The sequence below is a fragment of the Larkinella ripae genome (genome assembly GCF_054780775.1).
Genome location: NZ_BAAGVR010000027.1, coordinates 18,716 through 36,254 on the forward strand (window position 1 = coordinate 18,716; position 17,539 = coordinate 36,254).

Here is a 17,539-nt window from a genome sequence, read left to right on the forward strand (position 1 = left end):
AGCCGTTTTTTTGCCAGGTCATTAGCCCGGATTTCCACCGTTCTGATTGGTTTCCAGCACGGTCTGAATTGCCGGCAGTTCGGATTCGAGCACCTGAACATACTGCTCAACGGCCGATGCAATTTCACACATGGGCTTTTTATCAGCAATCAGTGTTTCCGTTGCAGAAATGAGTCGGGCGGCCTCGTTGAGCCCAAATGTCTGAATAACGGCTTTCTGGGTATGAACCAGGCGCTTGATGGCCGTTACGTCTCCTTCTTCCAGGAATTGCCGCAACTGCTGGATTTCGCCGGGTGTCTGGTGGAGAAACAACGTCATCATTTCGCCCGCAAAATCCATATCGCTGCCTACCGCATCAAGCAGGGGCTCAATTGTAAAGCTAGGTTTCGGTGGTGTATACAACTTCTGAGACTGGGGTTTGGGTGGCGCAGCCGATAAATACTTACGCATGATTCGCTGTAATTCTTCAATCTGAAAGGGTTTCGGGATGAAATCATTCATTCCAGACTGTAAACATTGCTCCCGTTCGTTGGCCAGCGCATGAGCGGTCATGGCAATGATCGGTACGGTACTCTTCAACGTCGTCCGGATGTGGCTGGTTGTCGTGTACCCGTCCATCACCGGCATCTGAATGTCCATCAAAATCAGATCCACATCCTCCTGTTGCAGGAGATCCAGCGCCTTCTGACCATTTTCGGCCACCTTGGCCGTGTACCCCAGCCGACCCAGCACCTGAAGTGCCAGCCGCTGGTTCATCACGTTGTCTTCAACCACCAGAATTCTCACCTCGCGCGCATCCGGCCCGCTGATGTCAACGGTCAGGTTCACTTCGTGATCGCCCTGCTGAGGAGCCACTTTATATGGAATCTCCAGCGTAAACACCGAACCCTCTCCCACCGTGCTTTGCACCGAAATCCAGCCGTGCTGCATTTCGGTAAGCGACTTGACAATGTTCAGCCCTAAACCGGTTCCGCCATAATACCGGGTCGTAAAATCGCTGGCCTGCCGGAACCGTTCAAAAATATGGGGCAATACGGTTTTTTCCATGCCAATCCCCGTATCCTCAACCGTAAACCGGACCCGCACCACCTCGTCCGCGTCTTCTAGTTTCTCGATGGAAACCTTCACTCCACCCTGACGGGTAAATTTAATGGCGTTGCTGAGCAGATTCAGTAAGATTTGGGTAAGCCGCGTCGGATCGCCCAGCACCACCGCCGGCAAATCAGAATCGACGGTGACCCGCAGATACAGATTCTTATCGGCCGCCGACGAGTCGAGCATCGTCCGGATGGAGTCCACCAGCGAACTGATGCTGAACGGAATGGTCTCCAGCGGCAACATGCCCGCTTCAATTTTTGAGATGTCGAGAATATCGTTGACAATCGTCAGCAGATTTTTACCCGCCGTCCGCACGTAATCCACAAATTCTTTCTGCTCGGCGCTCAGGGCGGTCGATTCCAGCAGGTTCGAAAAGCCCAGGATGGCATTGAGGGGCGTCCGGATTTCGTGGCTCATGTTCGCCAGAAACTGCTTTTCGGTATGGCGGGCGTCGTCCGCAATCTGTTTGGCCTGCGCGAGTTCGTGCTCAAGCCGTTTGCGCTCGGTGATGTCGTAATGAATGCCCATCGAACCCACCACCTTCCCGCTTTCATCCATAATTGGTGCTCCGCTCACCAGCACCCAGATTCGCTGCCCGTCTTTGCGGATCAACTGCATTTCGTAGGAACTCGCCCCGCCCTCCGCCCGAAACGCTTCCTGCGACCGGAGCTTCTCCGTAAATTCCTGCGGCACCAGCAAGGCGTCGGCCTTATGCCCGATGAGTTCCTGTTCGGTATACCCCACCATCTGGCAAAACCGGTCGTATGCCTGCCTGATGATCTGGTTCCGGTCCACTTCCAGCAAACCCAGTTCCATGCGGTTCATGATGCCCCGGTATTTTTCCTCGCTGCGCCGAATCTGCTCGTTGGACCGGTATTTTTCCGTAATGTCGGTATACTGCCACAAATGACCCCGGTAATGCCCTTCCAGAAAAATGGGAATGTAATTCCGTTTCAGAATCCGCCCGTCCACGAGCGAAAACACTTCATTGACTACGGTTTTTTTATTCTGGATGGCCTCGTCCATTTGCAGAACGAATAATTCCGGATCGGTGAATAACTGCCAGGCGGGATTGGCCCATTGCAGGTAACTTTTGCCGCACAGCGCTTCCGGGGCCATCGGAAGCCCAAACAGGTCGCAATACAACTGATTGACCAAGATCACCTTCCGGTTTTCGTCCTCCACCAACACCCCGGTTTGCAGATTGGTGATGAGGGAGGCCAGGCGCGCCTGCGTGCTCCGGAAAATATCTTCACTGAGGACGCGCTCCGTAACGTCGCGGGCCACGGCCACCAGCTCCGGCCTGGAGCCGTCGCCCTCAATCATGCGAACCGTCTGGCCAATCCAAACCGTTCTGCCGTCCTTGGCTTTTACCGGAAATTCCTTGTAGGTGCTGGCCTGGCCGGTCCGGATCATAGTCTGGTAAAACTCAGCCACCTCAGCCCGGCATTCCGGCACCACCAGATTGATGAAACTTAACCCAATTATTTCTTCTTCGAAATACCCCAGGCGCTGCTGAACCACCGGGTTTACAAACGTAAAAAAACCGTCGAGGGAGGTTTTAAAAATAATATCCTGGACCGACTCAACGACGTGCCGGTAATGTTTCTCGCTTTTCCGGAGTTCCTTGCCGGCGGTTTTGGTCAGTTGGGAGAGATTTTCCTGAAGAAGCCCCAATTGCGCCTGAGCCTGCTCAAGCTCCTGGTTTTTTGCTTCTAAAACAGCCTCAGCCTGCTGACGGGCCTCTTGCTCCAGGGCGAGTCGGCGTTCGAGGTCTTCTATTGGGGACATATATGTTCTGACAAGAATTAACTGAACCGTTCCTTTTTCGCTTTCTGGCCCCAATGGTCATCTGCCGATGCCACTCTGATCCATCTCCCAGCCCCTGAAGCAGTTCAGTTAATTAGTTATGATCGGTTACGTTGAGTTTCGAATCTTTGTCGTTTTCAGACTAACAAAACATTCACTTATTTCAAGCAACAATTATGCCGCTAAAAAACAAAAACCGGCTTAATAACCGGTTTTTTTACTTAGGTAGTGTAGGGGTCGTCAGTTCAGACTAACCAGGCGCGTTGCCTGTACCACCGGCGTTTTTGTTTCTACTTTTACGGTTTTGATTTCGGTATTGGAGCCGTCCGAAATTTCGACTTTATAAAAACCGTCTTCCAGTTGATGCAAATCGAACCGCAGGCTGGCCGACTCACTGCCTTTGCCTAACTTCTTGGTGAACAGGGTCATTCCTTCGCTGTTAATCAGTCGAATATTTACATTCCGGTCTTTGTCCTTGTTGACATTAACCCCCACTTTCATGCTGTTGATCATCGGATAGACCGCCGACTGAAACGACGACCGGGCTTTGTCTTTTTCGGTGTTGTCACCAGCAAAAGCGGACGATGCGGTAAAAGTCAAGGCAATCAGGGCGGAAGCGATTAGCGTTTTCATACGATTTGTTGTTTTAAGGATAGTTAATGAGTTGTTTCCTGTTCGATTCGGGCTTGTGAGCCGCTTTGTTGATTCAAAGATAGGAAAACAATAAGGTACCTTGCTATACATAGTACTTTGGCGGTCGAAATACCGGCTGAGTGGTAAATCGACCGGATGAATTTCTAAAACCGCCGGAACTCGAACTCCGGCCCAAACCGCCGGGCAATGCGCGTTCCCGCATTTGAACGATATTGGTGCGGGATGTAGGTGAAACCATCAGAAATCCGGAAATTTGCAGACTCATTATGCTTTTATACCGGGAAAATGGCCAGACGCACGATTGAAATCATGGACACGACCCTCCGCGACGGTGAACAAACCTCGGGAGTGTCGTTTTCATCTGCCGAAAAATTGACGATTGCGCAGTTGTTGTTACAGGAAGTACGGGTCGACCGGCTGGAAGTCGCTTCGGCCCGCGTCTCCGAAGGTGAGTTTCGGGCGGTCAAGAAAATCACCGAATGGGCCGAAGCCAACAGTTTTCTCGACCGGATTGAAGTGCTGGCTTTTGTCGACGGCGATACGTCGGTGAACTGGATGCTGGAAGCCGGGGCGCGGGTCATGAATCTGCTGACCAAAGGCTCGCTGAATCACCTCGTCCACCAGCTTCGGAAAACGCCCGCAGAACATTTCTCGGATATTGAAAAAGTGATCACGCTGGCCCGCACCTGCGGCATTCAGTGCAACGTGTACCTGGAAGACTGGAGCAACGGCATGATTCACTCGCCCGATTACGTTTTTCAGGCGCTTGATTTTCTGACGCAGCAGCCCATTCAGCGGATTCTGCTGCCCGACACACTGGGTGTGCTGATGCCCCGCCAGTCGTATGATTTTATTGATCAGACCATCCGGCGTTACCCAAACACCCATTTCGACTTTCACGCCCACAACGATTACGACCTGAGCATCGCCAATGTGCTGGAAGCCATTCGGGCCGGTGCGCACGGGGTCCACCTGACCGTCAATGGCATGGGCGAACGGGCCGGAAATGCGCCCCTTGCGTCGGCCATTGCGGTTTTTAACGACTTCATGCCCGATATTCAGACGAGTGTCGATGAGCAGGCGCTGTATGCGGTCAGCAAACTGGTCGAAACGTTTTCCGGTTTTCGGATTCCGGCCAACAAACCGGTGGTGGGCGAAAACGTTTTTACCCAAACCGCGGGTATTCACGCCGATGGCGATAACAAAAAGAATCTCTATTTCAACGACCTGATGCCCGAACGCTTCGGTCGGCAACGAAAATACGCCCTGGGCAAAACCTCCGGAAAAGCCAATATCGAGAAGAACTTAAAGGAACTGGGGCTCCAGCTTTCGTCGGATGATCTGAAAAAAGTTACGCAGCGCATCATCGAACTCGGTGATCTCAAGGAAGTGGTCACGCCCGACGACCTCCCCTACATCATCTCCGACGTGTTGGACAGCAACCTGTTCGAAGAAAACGTTGTCATTCAGAATTACGTCCTGACCCACTCGCGCGGGTTGCGCCCCTCGGCGACGCTGCAAATCAGGATTGGCGGGGAAGTTTTTGAAGAAAGCGCCCAGGGCGATGGTCAGTACGATGCGTTTATGAATGCCCTGCGGAAAATTTACGACCGCAAAAAAATTATCCTGCCCGTTCTGACGGACTACGCAGTGCGGATTCCGCCCGGTGGAAAAACCGACGCCCTATGCGAAACCATCATTACCTGGGTGATCGATGGCCGCGAAATTAAAACGCGGGGTCTGGATTCCGATCAGGCGGTTTCGGCCATCAAGGCGACCCAGAAATTGCTCAATCTGATGAGTAACGGCAAAGCGACGAGTCGGTAAAAACGGCAGGTTCCCCGCGTTTATCCGATTTTTTTGCGGTTTACCGCAATTATTTTCCAACCATCTGACCCGATCAGCAGTTAGGTTCTCAGCAATCAACCCATTCATATCCATATGATAACGAAGGAAAGCAAGACAGCGCTGATCACGGGGGCGTCCAGCGGAATTGGACAGGAACTGGCAAAACTGTTTGCCAAAGATGGCTATAATCTGGTGCTTGTTGCCCGGAGCACCGACAAACTGAACGATCTTGGCGGCCGGTTTTGGGACGAATTCGGCGTCGAAACCGTGGTCATTACGAAGGACCTCTCGGAAGAGGATGCCGCCCTGGATGTGTATAACCAGGTGAAGGAGAAAGATATTTCGGTTGATGTGTTGGTAAACGATGCCGGCGTGGGCCTCCACGGGCTCTTTGCCACCGAAACCGACTGGGTAAAGGAGAAATCCCTCATCCACCTGAACGTCCTGACCACCACGCAGATGACCAAGCTCTTTTTGAAAGATATGGTCGAGCGGAACGAAGGTAAAATTCTAAATCTGGCGTCGCTAGTTTCCATCACGCCCATGCCGCTGATGGCGGTTTATGCCGCAACGAAAGCGTACGTCTACAACTTTACGCAGTCGCTGGTGAATGAATTGAAAGACACCAACGTCACCATCACGGCATTGCTGCCCAACGCGACCGATACCGACTTTTTCAACAAAGCCGGAGCTTCGAATACGAAAGTCACCGAAAAACTTGACGATCCGGCGGTTGTTGCCAAAGATGCCTACAACGCCCTGCTGAAAGGAGCGCCAAAAGTCATACCGGGCGGTTTTGGGAATAAAGCACAGGAAATTATGGCCTATGTGGCTCCGCAGGAAGCCGTAGCCGGCATGATGCGCAAATCGATGGAGCCCAAAGAACAGCACCAGACGGACGAAAACAGCAACAAAGCGGCCTGGGCGTGGGGCATTGGCCTGGCCGCCGTTGTCATTGCCGGGGCCGCGCTGGCCCTGACGTATACCAACAGCAGCGATTTTACCAAAGCCCGGTATCGGTACAAGGCCGGTAAGCTGAAATCCGGCGCCGACGATGCGTACGATGATGTTAAGGATTCGCTGATCAGTGGTTTAAACATCATCAAAGACGCCGTTGCGACCGCCAAAGAAGTGGTTGCCAAAGCGAAGGAAACGTTTGCCGAGGCCATTGCATAGTGGTTTTGCCGTTCAACAAAAAACCGCCCGGCTTCTAAAAGCCGGGCGGTTTCCATTTTAAATCAATTCATCAATCCAGTTCCGGCACCACTTTGTCGAGGTTGTAGAAGATGATGTCTTCCTTGCCGTCTTCGGTTTCGTTCAGCATCATGCCGACAATAGCATTTTTCTGCACCCGGCCCGACAGGATTTCCTTCGAAAGGGCGTTCAGAATCCGGCGTTGCATTACCCGTTTCAGCGGACGAGCCCCGAATTGCGGATCAAAGCCTTCCTCGGCCAGCTTGTCGAGCACTTCCTGATCAGCTTCGATCGTAATGCCCTGCTCCGACAGACGATCCTGAATGTGCTTGAATTGCAGGCTGACAATCTTGCGGATTTCGCGCTTCGTCAACGGCTGAAACATCACCAGTTCATCGATCCGGTTCAGAAACTCGGGGCGCAGCGTTTGCTTTAGCAATTCAAATACCTCGCTTTTCGTGTCGTCAATCACCTGATCCCGGTTCCAGTCTTCCAGTTGAGCAAACCGCTCCCGGATGATGTGGCTGCCGATGTTCGAGGTCATAATAATGATCGTATTCTTGAAATTAGCCACCCGGCCCTTGCTGTCGGTCAGACGCCCATCGTCGAGCACCTGCAACAGGATGTTGAATACGTCGGGGTGCGCTTTTTCAATCTCATCCAGCAAAATCACGCTGTACGGTTTCCGGCGCACGGCTTCGGTCAGTTGCCCCCCCTCGTCGTAGCCGACATATCCCGGAGGAGCGCCAATCAGGCGGCTAACCGCATGGCGTTCCTGAAACTCCGACATGTCGATCCGCACAAGCGAGTTTTCGTCGTTGAACAGGTAATCGGCCAGGGCTTTCGCCAACTCGGTTTTTCCGACCCCCGTAGTACCCAGAAAAATGAACGAACCAATCGGGCGTTTGGGGTCCTGCATTCCGGCCCGGCTCCGGCGCACGGCATCGGCCACCACCTGAATGGCTTCTTCCTGACCCGCCACGCGCTTTGCCAGTTCGTCTTCCAGGTGGAGCAGCTTTTCGCGCTCCGATTCCATCATCCGGCTCACCGGAATGCCCGTCCACTTGGCAACCACTTCGGCAATATCATCCGATGTTACTTCTTCCTGCAACAACGTTTGGCCTTCGCCTTCTTTCTTCACCAGCTCATCCAGACGGCTTTGCATTTCGGGCAAACGACCGTAGCGAATCTCGGCCACTTTTCCGTAGTCACCGGAACGTTCGGCCTGCTCGGCTTCCGACTTCAGCTGGTCGAGTTGTTCCTTCAGCGTCCGGACTTCGTTCACCGATTCCTTCTCGACCTCCCAGCGCGCTTTCAGGCTGTTGCGATCTTCGTTCAGGTCGGCAATCTGTTTGTTCAGAACGCTTTCTTTATCCCGGTCGGACTCCCGGCGAATGGCTTCCCGCTCAATCTCCAGTTGCATGATCCGCCGGTTCAGCTCATCGAGCTCTTCGGGCACCGAGTCAATTTCGAGCCGCATTTTGGCAGCCGCTTCGTCCATCAGGTCAATGGCTTTATCGGGCAAAAACCGGTCGGAAATGTACCGATTGGAAAGCTCAACGGCCGCAATGACGGCGTCGTCTTTAATCCGAACCCCGTGGTGCAATTCGTACTTCTCCTTGATCCCGCGCAAAATCGAAATGGCATCTTTCACGTCGGGTTCGTCTACCATCACGGATTGAAACCGGCGCTCCAGGGCTTTATCTTTTTCGATGTACTTCTGGTATTCTTTCAGCGTGGTAGCACCAATGGCGTGCAATTCGCCCCGCGCCAGAGCCGGTTTTAAGAGGTTGGCGGCATCCATTGCTCCTTCGCCCCCGCCCGCTCCCGCGCCAATGAGCGTGTGGATTTCGTCGATGAACAGGACAATCTCACCTTCCGAATCGGTCACTTCCTTGATCACCGCTTTCAGGCGCTCTTCAAATTCACCCTTGTATTTGGCGCCAGCCACCAGCAATCCCATGTCGAGCGAAACGATGATCTTCGACTTCAGGTTTTCGGGCACATCGCCCTGCACAATCCGCTGGGCCAGCCCTTCCACAATGGCGGTTTTCCCGACGCCCGGTTCACCCAAGAGCATCGGGTTGTTTTTGGTCCGGCGGCTCAGGATTTGCAACACCCGCCGGATTTCCTCGTCCCGGCCAATGACAGGGTCGATTTTGCCCCGTTCAGCCAGTTCGTTCAGGTTCTTGCTATACCGTTCCAGTGAGCGGTATTTGGCTTCCGCATTTTGATCTTTCACAGGATTATTTTTTCCGCGTAATTCTTTAATCGCTTCTTTTAAGACTTTTTCGGTAAACCCGACGTCTTTCAGCAAGCTGGCGATGGCGTCTTTTCCGGAGGCCAGTCCGAGCAGAATGAGCTCGATGCTAACGTATTCATCACCAAACTCTTTCAAAAAACCGCTGCCCCGCTGCAAAGCCGCATTCAGGTCGTTGCCCAAATAGATATTTGAAGCTCCCTGCGCGCCGACTGACACTTTCGGGTAACCGTTGACAATGGCATCCAGGGCCAGGGTCAATCGACTGGCGTTGACCCCGGTTTTTTTTGACAGAAAACCCATCGTGTTGGGGTCTTCGTCCAGGATGGCTTTCAGCACATGCCCGGTTTCCACCGATTGCTGCTGGTTGCCCTGCGCAATCTGGGCCGCCTGCTGAATAACCTCCTGGGCCTTAATGGTGTATGCGTTTAAGTTCATGGTAGTGGGTTAAACGATACCGGTTCATTCCGGTCTTCCGTTCTGTTTGACAAGTACCCTAGTAACAAACAACAGACCAACTGAATTTTTCGGCCAAAATGACTGAAATTCTACGTTTAGCATAGAATTTCAGTCATTTTGGCATTTACTTTTTTCACGAATGTCAATTTTAAACACCAGAAGTTCGATTTCAATTCACTAGGAAACACTATGAAATAACCGTCATTATTTACATTTTTACACAGGAGAAGCCCCACTAGTTGAAGCGGTATGGTCAAAGCTATAATACTTGTTTGCGGAGCGGTTTTGCTGCTGATCGGCTGTAGTGGCGATCCGGATAAGCCGGACCCTCAGGATCAGACCTGCCGGGTGAGCGAAGTTCCTGATCTGTATTTCGATACGGGTTCAGTAACCGTAGCGTATGACGATAGTAATCGAATTTCGGCCATTAGGCAGTTTTCGTTCAGCGTGTTTTCTTTTACCTACGACGCCAGTGGACGCATCAGCAAGTTTCTAGTGGGGACTTCGCAACTGGAAAATCTCGGCACTGAAGAACATACCGTCACCTACGACGCCAGCGGGCGGATTACCACCATCAAAGCGACTGAGAACGGTAAAGTAACAACGGCCACGCTGACTTACGATGCCCAAAACAGGGTAACAAACGTGGGTGTAGGCGGGCAAACCGTATTACGCAACTATTCCAAACGCATGGAATATGATGCCGCCGGAAATGTAACCAAGGTCTTTTTATCGGAAGGCAAAGAGCCCGAAAAATTACAGGCGGAGTACAAATACGACACCAAAAAGTCGCCGTTTGCCGGACAGGCTGCTTTTCAGATTATTCCGTTGATTTCCATGCTGGTCGATAAAAGTCATTATCTGAGCGTCAATAATCCGGTTCAGTACAAAGACTTCGGCTACGGCTATACGGCAACGTACCAATACCAGAATGACCTGCCAACCGAAATGTCGCTACTATTGCAGCAAACCGGCAGCACCGCAATCGTCAATCGAAAAAAGGTGTACAGGTATACCTGCCAGTAAGCCAAAATGAAAAGAGCCGCAGGAGATCTCCTACGGCTCTTTTTTCCTATTAAAATGCTGTCAGAGAGACGTGTACGAATACGGCTCTACTTCCCGGTCGAAGTTCTCATCCTCCCAGCCAAAATCTTCCGGTGCATCTTCCGGGTGAATTTCAATTACTGGCCGCTTCAACGGCCTGAACGTTTCGCGGGGCACCCACCTGGCGGCAATGCCCGCCGTCAGCAGGGAGAAAACCGCTGCTGACAAGGCAATGGCGTTGTTTTTTCCGTACTGCTTCGTGGCAATACCGGCAAAACCGGCCACAAAGGGCAGTAAATAATACGGATCATTGAGCCGCCGGGCCACCGCGTAGGCCACCCCGGTCGTTGCGCCCAACACCCCAATAAAAACCGGCGTATCGCGTTGGGGCTGCGGTTTCCAGACATTCAGGTTCAGCAGCAAATTTGGGGTACCCACCACCGAAGCCGTCGTCAGCCAGCCGGCATAAAGGCCAAACGGAATCCGCAGGTATTTTTCCGTCCCTTGAACGTTGGTCTCGCCAATTTCCAGTTGCTGATGCACTAGTAGCGCGACCGGCAGACTCGCCTTCGTTACCAGGTCGGATCCAATTATGCTTTCCCGTCGCGGATCGGAAAAAAACCGCCCAAAAACCGCATTCAGGACATAACTCAATGCCAGCCAGGGCATAGCTTTCTGATACCGCGGATTGTGCTCCTGCGAAGGGAGAGCCTGATGAATTGCGTAGGCCGTTGTTCCGGCGTAAATAGTTGACCAGACCAGCCCAAACGTCCAGCCGGAAGGAATAAGGGCATTTTCGTCGAAAACAACCCGGTATTCGGGCAGCACCTTATCCTTCTCAATCTCATCATCGTCCTGCTTTCGTTTTCCCGCCGGTTTTGCACTCCGCGTGGATGTAGCCGTTGTCGTGTAGATGATGCTGCCGACCACCAGAACCGCCGTTCCGATGCGCCAAAACAAGGAGTTCTTCATAACCATCTGAAGATTTCGTGAAAAAAGGAAAGCCGCCCGGTGAGCGGCCCTTAAATTTACGAATGAATTTAATTCAGGGATAACGAATCGAGCAGCGATTTTCCGCCGGATCGGGCTCTGCGCCCAATCTGGTCCGCACCTTTGTGCCAGTTGCGATCCATGCCGCCAAGCGCCCACAGTAACGTCGTGGCAGCCACCACTCCGACGGCAATGGCCGTCACAATCAGGGTCGTGTCCCGATTTTCCGACTCGTGTTGCGGTTTTGACTGATCCGGGCGCTCCATTTGTTTCCGCATCGAACCGGTAATTAACTCATCCGGCAAGACGTGTGATAAGGCCACCTGGGCTTTATTCATGAAACCGGAAACCACTTTCTCTTTGCCCTGCATCAGAGCTTCGTACCCATCGCGGGCTACTTTCGCCGGGTCGGTTTCCTGGGCGCTCTGGTGCGCCCGTGTTCCTTCGGCCCCGGCTTTGGTAAAGAAGTCGGTATTGGTGGCGCCGGGCAACAAAGCCGTTACCGACACATTGGTGCCTTTCAATTCGTTTTGCAAAGCTTCGGTAAACGACAGAATAAAGGATTTAGTCGCGCCGTAAACCGCCATCATCGGATTAGGCATAATGGAAGCGACCGACGCCAGCATCAGAATTTTGCCCTCGTTCTGCTGCACCATGTCTTTCAGGTACAGCTTTGTCAGATGAACCAGCGCCGTGGCATTGATCTGAATAATGCTTAATTCTTTCTGGAGATCGCTTTCGTTGGCAAACATGCCGTATTCGCCCATGCCAGCGTTGTTGACCAGCACATCAATTTGGATGCCTTTCCGGCGGGTCTCATCATAGATGGCCTCCGGCGTTTTGGGGTCAACCAGATCCATGGCAATGGGGGTAGCCGTAATGCCAAATTGCTGTTCGTATTCTTCGGCAATTTGCTTCAGGCTGTCGCTGCTGCGGGCGACCAACACCAGATTATACCCGTCTTTGGCAAATAAATTGGCCAGTTCACGACCGATACCGCTCGTGGCACCCGTGACCAGGGCGGTTTTTCCCGTTTGTGATTCCATACTGTACTAGTTGATTAGTCAGTGAATAAACATTCATGGTTTGCTAACAACCAGAAACGGCAGATGTTGGAAAAACTTTGGCTGTGGGAAGAGAAGGGAAGCGAGGAGGATGGAAAAAGCCTGTCAGGCGTTTTAAAGAAAAAAGATTTTAGAATAATGTAAAATGCAAAATGTTGGATATTGAATGTAAAAGTGGTGGCTATCATTCACTTTTATATTCAGTATTCAACATTTTGCCTTTATAATTCTCTTTTCCTCTTATTTAATTACCACCTTCACGTCGATCTGCTTCAAGCGAGGTTTGCCAATTGCCGTTGAATCACCGGCTTTGACGCCGGTACCAAGGCCGATGGCGTCGACACGAACGTAGTTGATTCCGGAGCGGATCAATTGATTTTTGATGGCCAGCACCCGGTTAATCGACAGCGCCTTATTTCCCATCGGCGGAACGGCATCATTCGCGTAGCCCACCAGCCGGATTTGAGTAACCGGGTTGTTTTTCAATAAGGTAGCCAGTTCCTCAACCGTTGCCGAACCCGCCGGTTTGAGCTGATCGGTACCGGGAGCGAAATCCAGCGTGGGCATTCTAAAACTCCGGCCGGCCGGGAGTTGCGCGTTGGTCAGGTAGGCAGCCAGGGCAGTCGTCGACGAAACTCCGGTTGGGGTTGCTGCCGAGTCGGTCCGGGTGGAGGCTGCTGAACGGAGTTTGGCGCTATCCGGCGTGACAATCGCCGTTGAATCAACAAACTCGGTTGACAGGGCTTCTTCCTCGTTGGCCGACGAATAGGATTGCGTATTATTCCAGATGTAATAACCGGCTCCGGCCAGGGCCAGCAAAACCAGCACTCCGACGCCCCATTTCACCAGCGAGCCATTGCCCTCATCTTCCGGCTCGGGAATAAACCGCTGGCGTTCCTGCACGGGCGACCGTTCCGAAAAACTGGTACGTTTGGCGGGCGTCACACCCACCGCCAGCAGTTGCTGAATATTCAGGCCCTCGGCGATCCGGTCGAGCAGCCGTTCCGGTGTCAATTCCACCAGATGGTCGCGCTGATCGGCCAGCAAGGCGGCCAGATTGTCCGCATCCAGTTTTTTTTCAACCACCAGTTTATTCAGGGTACCCAGAACCAGCGGGGTCACCAGGCCCAGCAGGGTAATCGCGGCTGAATTTTTAATGTTGGCATACCCGGAAATCGCCAGACCAATCGAACTTTTCATGGCCGGCAGCAAGTGGCTGATGCTGTTACTGCCCACCTCGGCCAGCCGGTTGGTTTGCTCCGGATCACGCAGGAGTTCGGGAAACGAGGCCACCAGATTGCCATCAAATTTCCCTTTCTGAATCGCATTGTATAATTGATTAACGCCAATTTCGGTGGTTGTCCGCTTCATCAGACCAGCCACCACCGTATGAATAAGTCCCTCCAGAGCCGTCCGGGTTTTCTCCGGGCTTTCATCAACGTAATAAGCCGCACGGGTTACAACCGCATCGGTCAAATTTTCTTTCAGTTCGACTAATAAATTCATAAACACACTATTGCATGGGGGCTAATACATCACCACAACGACCACATCCGCAAGCTGACGAATACAATATGAGTGATAAAGTTAGACAAAAAAAAGAAGTAAGAAGCCACAACTGGCAATCGGGGGTAAATTTTAGACAAAAAAAAGAAGCGAGAGGATAGAATTAGAGAAAAGAGTTGAGAAATAGGAGAAAAGAAATAGGGAATGGTTAAAAACCGCATTGCTTTTCTCCTTTTTCCGGCAGAAGCGCTCAGGCTCCCTGAAATTGACGCAAAAACCGCACGTCGTTTTCCGTGTAAAGCCGCAGGTCGTTGACGCCGTACCGCAGTTGCGTGATGCGCTCTACGCCCATGCCAAACGCGTAACCGGTAAATTCTTCCGGATCGACACCGCAGTTGATCAGCACGTTCGGATCGACCATGCCCGAACCGGCAATTTCGACCCAGCCGCTGTATTTGCAGATGTTGCAGCCTTTTCCGTGGCAGATCTGGCAGGAGATATCAATTTCGGCGCTGGGTTCGGTGAACGGGAAATAGGACGGCCGAAAACGAATCTTCACGTCTTTGGCGAACATCTCCTTCACAAAATGATACAGCGTGTCTTTCAGGTCTTTAAAACCAACGTTTCTGTCTACGTACAGCCCCTCAACCTGGTGGAACATGCAGTGCGCGCGCGCCGAAATGGCTTCGTTGCGGTAAACTCGTCCGGGCATAATCGCCCGAATGGGCCGGAAAACCGCGTTGTATTTCTGGTGTTCCATCAACCGGATCTGCACGTTCGAGGTATGGGTCCGCAACAGAAGGTCGGCCGGGGCACCTTCGCTTTTCTTCTCGACGAAAAACGTGTCCTGCATGTCGCGGGCCGGGTGGTTGTCCGGAAAATTCAACGCGCCGAAATTGTACCAGTCCGACTCGATTTCGGGTCCATCGGCCACGCTAAAACCAATCCGGCCAAAAATATCGATGATCTGCTGCCGCACGATAGTGAGCGGATGCTGGGTGCCATACAGGCTGGGAACCACGGGCAGGCTCAGATCGGCCGGGGCTTCCACGACCTCCTGCTGACTGTTTTCCAGCGATGTACTGGATTCTTTAAACCGCTGCTGGGCCAGGTTTTTCAGGATGTTCAACTCCTGCCCCACCGCCCGGCGGTCCTCCTGCGGGACCTGCTTTAATTGTTCAAACAGGTCCGTAATGATTCCTTTCCGCCCGATATACCGGAGACGGAATTGTTCCAACTGATCTTTCGATTGAATTTCGCACTGTTCAATCTCCTGATAGATTTCTTTGACTTTATCCAGCATACAACTAATTCATTCCAGGTTGCGCAAAGATAACCAATTTCTGCCCTACGATAAACATCGTTTCCGCTCGATCATTTTTAGCCCCGGTACGGTTGTTGGGCACGGTATTGTCGACAGGGAACTGGGGAAGACTCCTGAAAAGTACGCACAATCAGAGGTAACCTGCTCACATTCACCACATATCCATTCTTATACACTCTTACTCGATCTATTATGGAATCACTCCTGAAGGAAAATCTTTTCGACCAAGTGTCCACAAAATTCCCCAAAAGTGTGGAAAAAAAGTCCACTTCCTCAATTGCCCAGAAACTGCTTATTCCTTTCTACGACCGGAAACGGACCATCTCTCTGGAAGAAATTGTTCGGTTAGAAGGATCGGGAAATTACACGAATTTTTTCCTGAAAGATGGTACCCGCATGCTGGTGTCCCGCACCTTAAAAGAATACGAAGAGCTCCTGGAGGGAGAGGCCTTTGTCCGCGTCCACAAATCCTGCATTGTGAATCTTTGCTACGTCCGCCGGTTTTACGTGAAGAAAGAAGGCGAACTGGAATTGAATGACGGCCAGCAAGTAAAAATCTCGCGTCGCCGGGCTCAGAATTTTGTGGACCGGATCCGCAATTTCCTGCCGGCTACCGTTCGTTAATTGTAACCACGTACTGTCCGTAAGTAACGCGAAGTTTACGTAAATCACTTATACGTAGAAATACGTAATCGGTCAAGGAGATATACGGAAAGTAACTTAGTATTTTGCATCGCAAAGGCTTGATTTTTAGACGTTTAACTCATCCGTTAGACCACTAAAAGTCAAGCCTTCTTTCTTAGCGAACGGTGAATTAGTGTAGTTTTGTCATGTCAGTAACAACAGCAAAAAGAAACTAAAACGCTAAAGCACACATCGCTATGGAAACGTTGGCCTACCCTTCCTCTTCGACATTACAACCGTTGTTCCCCCGGATGCATCAACGGAATGCGAATCGAATTGCACTGCCTTACCTGAACCGCAACATTATGATCTCGGTCGATGACGTGGTTAGCCTGCATGGAGAAGGTAACTACACGTTTATCACGACGCGCGATAAAAAACGGTACCTGGTTTCCAAAACACTGAAAGCATTCGAACATATGCTGGATCAGTCGATGTTCCTGCGCATTCACAAATCGACGATTATCAACCTGGCCTACGTTCAGTTCAATGTGTTTGCCACCGAGCGGATTGTTCGCCTGACCGACGGCCAGGAAGTAACCATTTCGCGTCGCCGGATGAAAGAAATCAGCCTGCGCCTGAATCACTTCATGCAATCGCTCTTTAACTGAGCGATCACAAAAAGCTTACTTATACGGTTTATTTTGGGTTAGTTGAGCAGAACAGCCGTTGTCGGCTCCCGTAGGGACGTGACAACGGCATGTTTTTTTTGTAACCAATCGGACTAAAACCGCCTAAAACGGAAGTCGGTTGTCAATTAACAGCGCAAATTCGAAGAGCAGAAAGCCCCCGATCTGCTTAACCGTGCAAGCGGCACCGTTCAAGAATGTCCTTAAAAAAGCCTTCCGGTTTTTCGCAATGTAATTTTGCGAAAACCGGAAGGCGAAGTGAATTTGTATTTTTGGACGATTAGAACAGCTTCAAAGCCAGCGTCACCTGCCAGGATTTGAGCCGCTGGCTGAAACGCTCCGAATCCGAGTCCGTTCCCAGATCCACCGCAGCTACATTGGACAAACCGCCTTCCCGCCGAACGTCGATGCCCAGACGACCCAGATCAAGACCGACCCCGATCTGATAACCGTACGTGGCTTTGGCCAGCGCGTTATTCAAACTTCCGGATGTATAGTCCTGTAAGGCATTGCGCAACCGCTGATCATCGCTGATGCGAAAGGACACGATGGGACCGGCCACGACCCGAATCGGCCCCCCTTTCAAACCCAGCAAAATGGGCACATCAAAGTTGGTGGTTTTGATGGAAACGGTTTCGGACGTGGGTTGCCCGTCGATATCCCGAACAATTTCAAACGATCCGCCTTTCGACGAAACCAGCAGCTCGGGCTGAATGTAAATGTTTTTGCCAAATCGCGTATAAACCCCGTAGGCCCAGCCCGTCCGGCTGTCGAAACTTTCCTTTATGTTGTCACGGATGGTTCGGCCGCTCACGTTTACCTGGGGTGTCCCATTGGCATTTAAACGGGTTTTAACGAAATCTCCCATGGTAAACTTCGACAGGTTTACACCGCCCTTAACCCCGATACTGAACTGGGCGAACGAAAGAGCAGGGAGTAACATCACCAGACCTAAAAACAGGATTTTTTTCATTTG

Annotated in this window: 13 protein-coding genes; 5 read left to right on the plus strand and 8 right to left on the minus strand. The window is 51.7% G+C overall.

What is annotated here, in order from left to right:
• Window positions 1-21: 21 nt before the first annotated feature.
• Complete coding sequence (locus ACYVHX_RS21455; RefSeq protein ID WP_460673741.1) at window positions 22-2,889, minus strand: PAS domain S-box protein; 2,868 nt, start codon at window positions 2,887-2,889, stop codon at window positions 22-24.
• 258 nt (window positions 2,890-3,147) lie between these two features.
• Window positions 3,148-3,540 (minus strand): hypothetical protein, encoded by a 393-nt coding sequence (locus ACYVHX_RS21460; RefSeq protein ID WP_460673742.1) that lies wholly within the window; start codon window positions 3,538-3,540, stop codon window positions 3,148-3,150.
• 306 nt (window positions 3,541-3,846) lie between these two features.
• Here ACYVHX_RS21460 and ACYVHX_RS21465 point away from each other — a divergent pair, with 306 nt between their 5' ends.
• Both ACYVHX_RS21465 and ACYVHX_RS21470 read left to right on the plus strand, forming a co-directional pair.
• Entirely contained in the window at window positions 3,847-5,388 is a 1,542-nt protein-coding gene (locus ACYVHX_RS21465; protein WP_460673743.1) for an alpha-isopropylmalate synthase regulatory domain-containing protein, read from the plus strand.
• Between the two features lie 114 nt (window positions 5,389-5,502).
• Window positions 5,503-6,585 carry an SDR family NAD(P)-dependent oxidoreductase gene (locus ACYVHX_RS21470; RefSeq protein ID WP_460673744.1) on the plus strand — a complete coding sequence of 361 codons (1,083 nt, stop codon included), beginning with the start codon at window positions 5,503-5,505 and terminating at the stop codon, window positions 6,583-6,585.
• Between the two features lie 70 nt (window positions 6,586-6,655).
• Here the strand turns inward: ACYVHX_RS21470 and clpB are convergent, their stop codons facing one another.
• Window positions 6,656-9,301 carry an ATP-dependent chaperone ClpB gene (clpB, locus tag ACYVHX_RS21475; RefSeq protein ID WP_460673745.1) on the minus strand — a complete coding sequence of 882 codons (2,646 nt, stop codon included), beginning with the start codon at window positions 9,299-9,301 and terminating at the stop codon, window positions 6,656-6,658.
• Window positions 9,302-9,571: 270 nt separating this feature from the next.
• Between clpB and ACYVHX_RS21480 the strand changes: the two genes are divergently transcribed.
• Window positions 9,572-10,348, plus strand: coding sequence for an RHS repeat domain-containing protein (locus ACYVHX_RS21480; RefSeq protein WP_460673746.1), 777 nt, complete (start codon window positions 9,572-9,574; stop codon window positions 10,346-10,348).
• 60 nt (window positions 10,349-10,408) lie between these two features.
• Here the strand turns inward: ACYVHX_RS21480 and ACYVHX_RS21485 are convergent, their stop codons facing one another.
• The 4 genes from ACYVHX_RS21485 to pheS form a co-directional block, all read right to left on the minus strand.
• A complete protein-coding gene (locus ACYVHX_RS21485) occupies window positions 10,409-11,338 on the minus strand; it encodes a tryptophan-rich sensory protein (protein WP_460673747.1) in 930 nt (309 codons plus the stop codon).
• 68 nt (window positions 11,339-11,406) lie between these two features.
• Complete coding sequence (locus ACYVHX_RS21490; protein WP_460673748.1) at window positions 11,407-12,402, minus strand: SDR family NAD(P)-dependent oxidoreductase; 996 nt, start codon at window positions 12,400-12,402, stop codon at window positions 11,407-11,409.
• Between the two features lie 258 nt (window positions 12,403-12,660).
• On the minus strand, window positions 12,661-13,926 hold the full coding sequence (locus tag ACYVHX_RS21495; RefSeq protein WP_460673749.1) for a DUF937 domain-containing protein: 1,266 nt from the start codon (window positions 13,924-13,926) through the stop codon (window positions 12,661-12,663).
• A 250-nt stretch (window positions 13,927-14,176) separates the two neighbouring features.
• A complete protein-coding gene (gene pheS, locus ACYVHX_RS21500) occupies window positions 14,177-15,229 on the minus strand; it encodes a phenylalanine--tRNA ligase subunit alpha (RefSeq protein WP_460673750.1) in 1,053 nt (350 codons plus the stop codon).
• Window positions 15,230-15,442: 213 nt separating this feature from the next.
• Here pheS and ACYVHX_RS21505 point away from each other — a divergent pair, with 213 nt between their 5' ends.
• Both ACYVHX_RS21505 and ACYVHX_RS21510 read left to right on the plus strand, forming a co-directional pair.
• The gene (locus ACYVHX_RS21505) at window positions 15,443-15,874 is read left to right on the plus strand and encodes a LytR/AlgR family response regulator transcription factor (RefSeq protein ID WP_460673751.1); all 432 of its coding nucleotides are present in this window, start codon (window positions 15,443-15,445) and stop codon (window positions 15,872-15,874) included.
• A gap of 257 nt (window positions 15,875-16,131) precedes the next feature.
• On the plus strand, window positions 16,132-16,545 hold the full coding sequence (locus ACYVHX_RS21510; RefSeq protein ID WP_460673752.1) for a LytR/AlgR family response regulator transcription factor: 414 nt from the start codon (window positions 16,132-16,134) through the stop codon (window positions 16,543-16,545).
• 298 nt (window positions 16,546-16,843) lie between these two features.
• Here the strand turns inward: ACYVHX_RS21510 and ACYVHX_RS21515 are convergent, their stop codons facing one another.
• Window positions 16,844-17,536 carry a porin family protein gene (locus ACYVHX_RS21515; RefSeq protein ID WP_460673753.1) on the minus strand — a complete coding sequence of 231 codons (693 nt, stop codon included), beginning with the start codon at window positions 17,534-17,536 and terminating at the stop codon, window positions 16,844-16,846.
• Window positions 17,537-17,539: the final 3 nt, after the last annotated feature.

Bases quoted from the DNA above. Each gene is read 5' to 3' on its own strand.
- ACYVHX_RS21455 (WP_460673741.1), bottom strand. From the start codon at position 2,889: ATGTCCCCAATAGAAGACCTCGAACGCCGACTCGCCCTGGAGCAAGAG.
- ACYVHX_RS21460 (WP_460673742.1), bottom strand. From the start codon at position 3,540: ATGAAAACGCTAATCGCTTCCGCCCTGATTGCCTTGACTTTTACCGCA.
- ACYVHX_RS21465 (WP_460673743.1), top strand. From the start codon at position 3,847: ATGGCCAGACGCACGATTGAAATCATGGACACGACCCTCCGCGACGGT.
- ACYVHX_RS21470 (WP_460673744.1), top strand. From the start codon at position 5,503: ATGATAACGAAGGAAAGCAAGACAGCGCTGATCACGGGGGCGTCCAGC.
- clpB (WP_460673745.1), bottom strand. From the start codon at position 9,301: ATGAACTTAAACGCATACACCATTAAGGCCCAGGAGGTTATTCAGCAG.
- ACYVHX_RS21480 (WP_460673746.1), top strand. From the start codon at position 9,572: ATGGTCAAAGCTATAATACTTGTTTGCGGAGCGGTTTTGCTGCTGATC.
- ACYVHX_RS21485 (WP_460673747.1), bottom strand. From the start codon at position 11,338: ATGAAGAACTCCTTGTTTTGGCGCATCGGAACGGCGGTTCTGGTGGTC.
- ACYVHX_RS21490 (WP_460673748.1), bottom strand. From the start codon at position 12,402: ATGGAATCACAAACGGGAAAAACCGCCCTGGTCACGGGTGCCACGAGC.
- ACYVHX_RS21495 (WP_460673749.1), bottom strand. From the start codon at position 13,926: ATGAATTTATTAGTCGAACTGAAAGAAAATTTGACCGATGCGGTTGTA.
- pheS (WP_460673750.1), bottom strand. From the start codon at position 15,229: ATGCTGGATAAAGTCAAAGAAATCTATCAGGAGATTGAACAGTGCGAA.
- ACYVHX_RS21505 (WP_460673751.1), top strand. From the start codon at position 15,443: ATGGAATCACTCCTGAAGGAAAATCTTTTCGACCAAGTGTCCACAAAA.
- ACYVHX_RS21510 (WP_460673752.1), top strand. From the start codon at position 16,132: ATGGAAACGTTGGCCTACCCTTCCTCTTCGACATTACAACCGTTGTTC.
- ACYVHX_RS21515 (WP_460673753.1), bottom strand. From the start codon at position 17,536: ATGAAAAAAATCCTGTTTTTAGGTCTGGTGATGTTACTCCCTGCTCTT.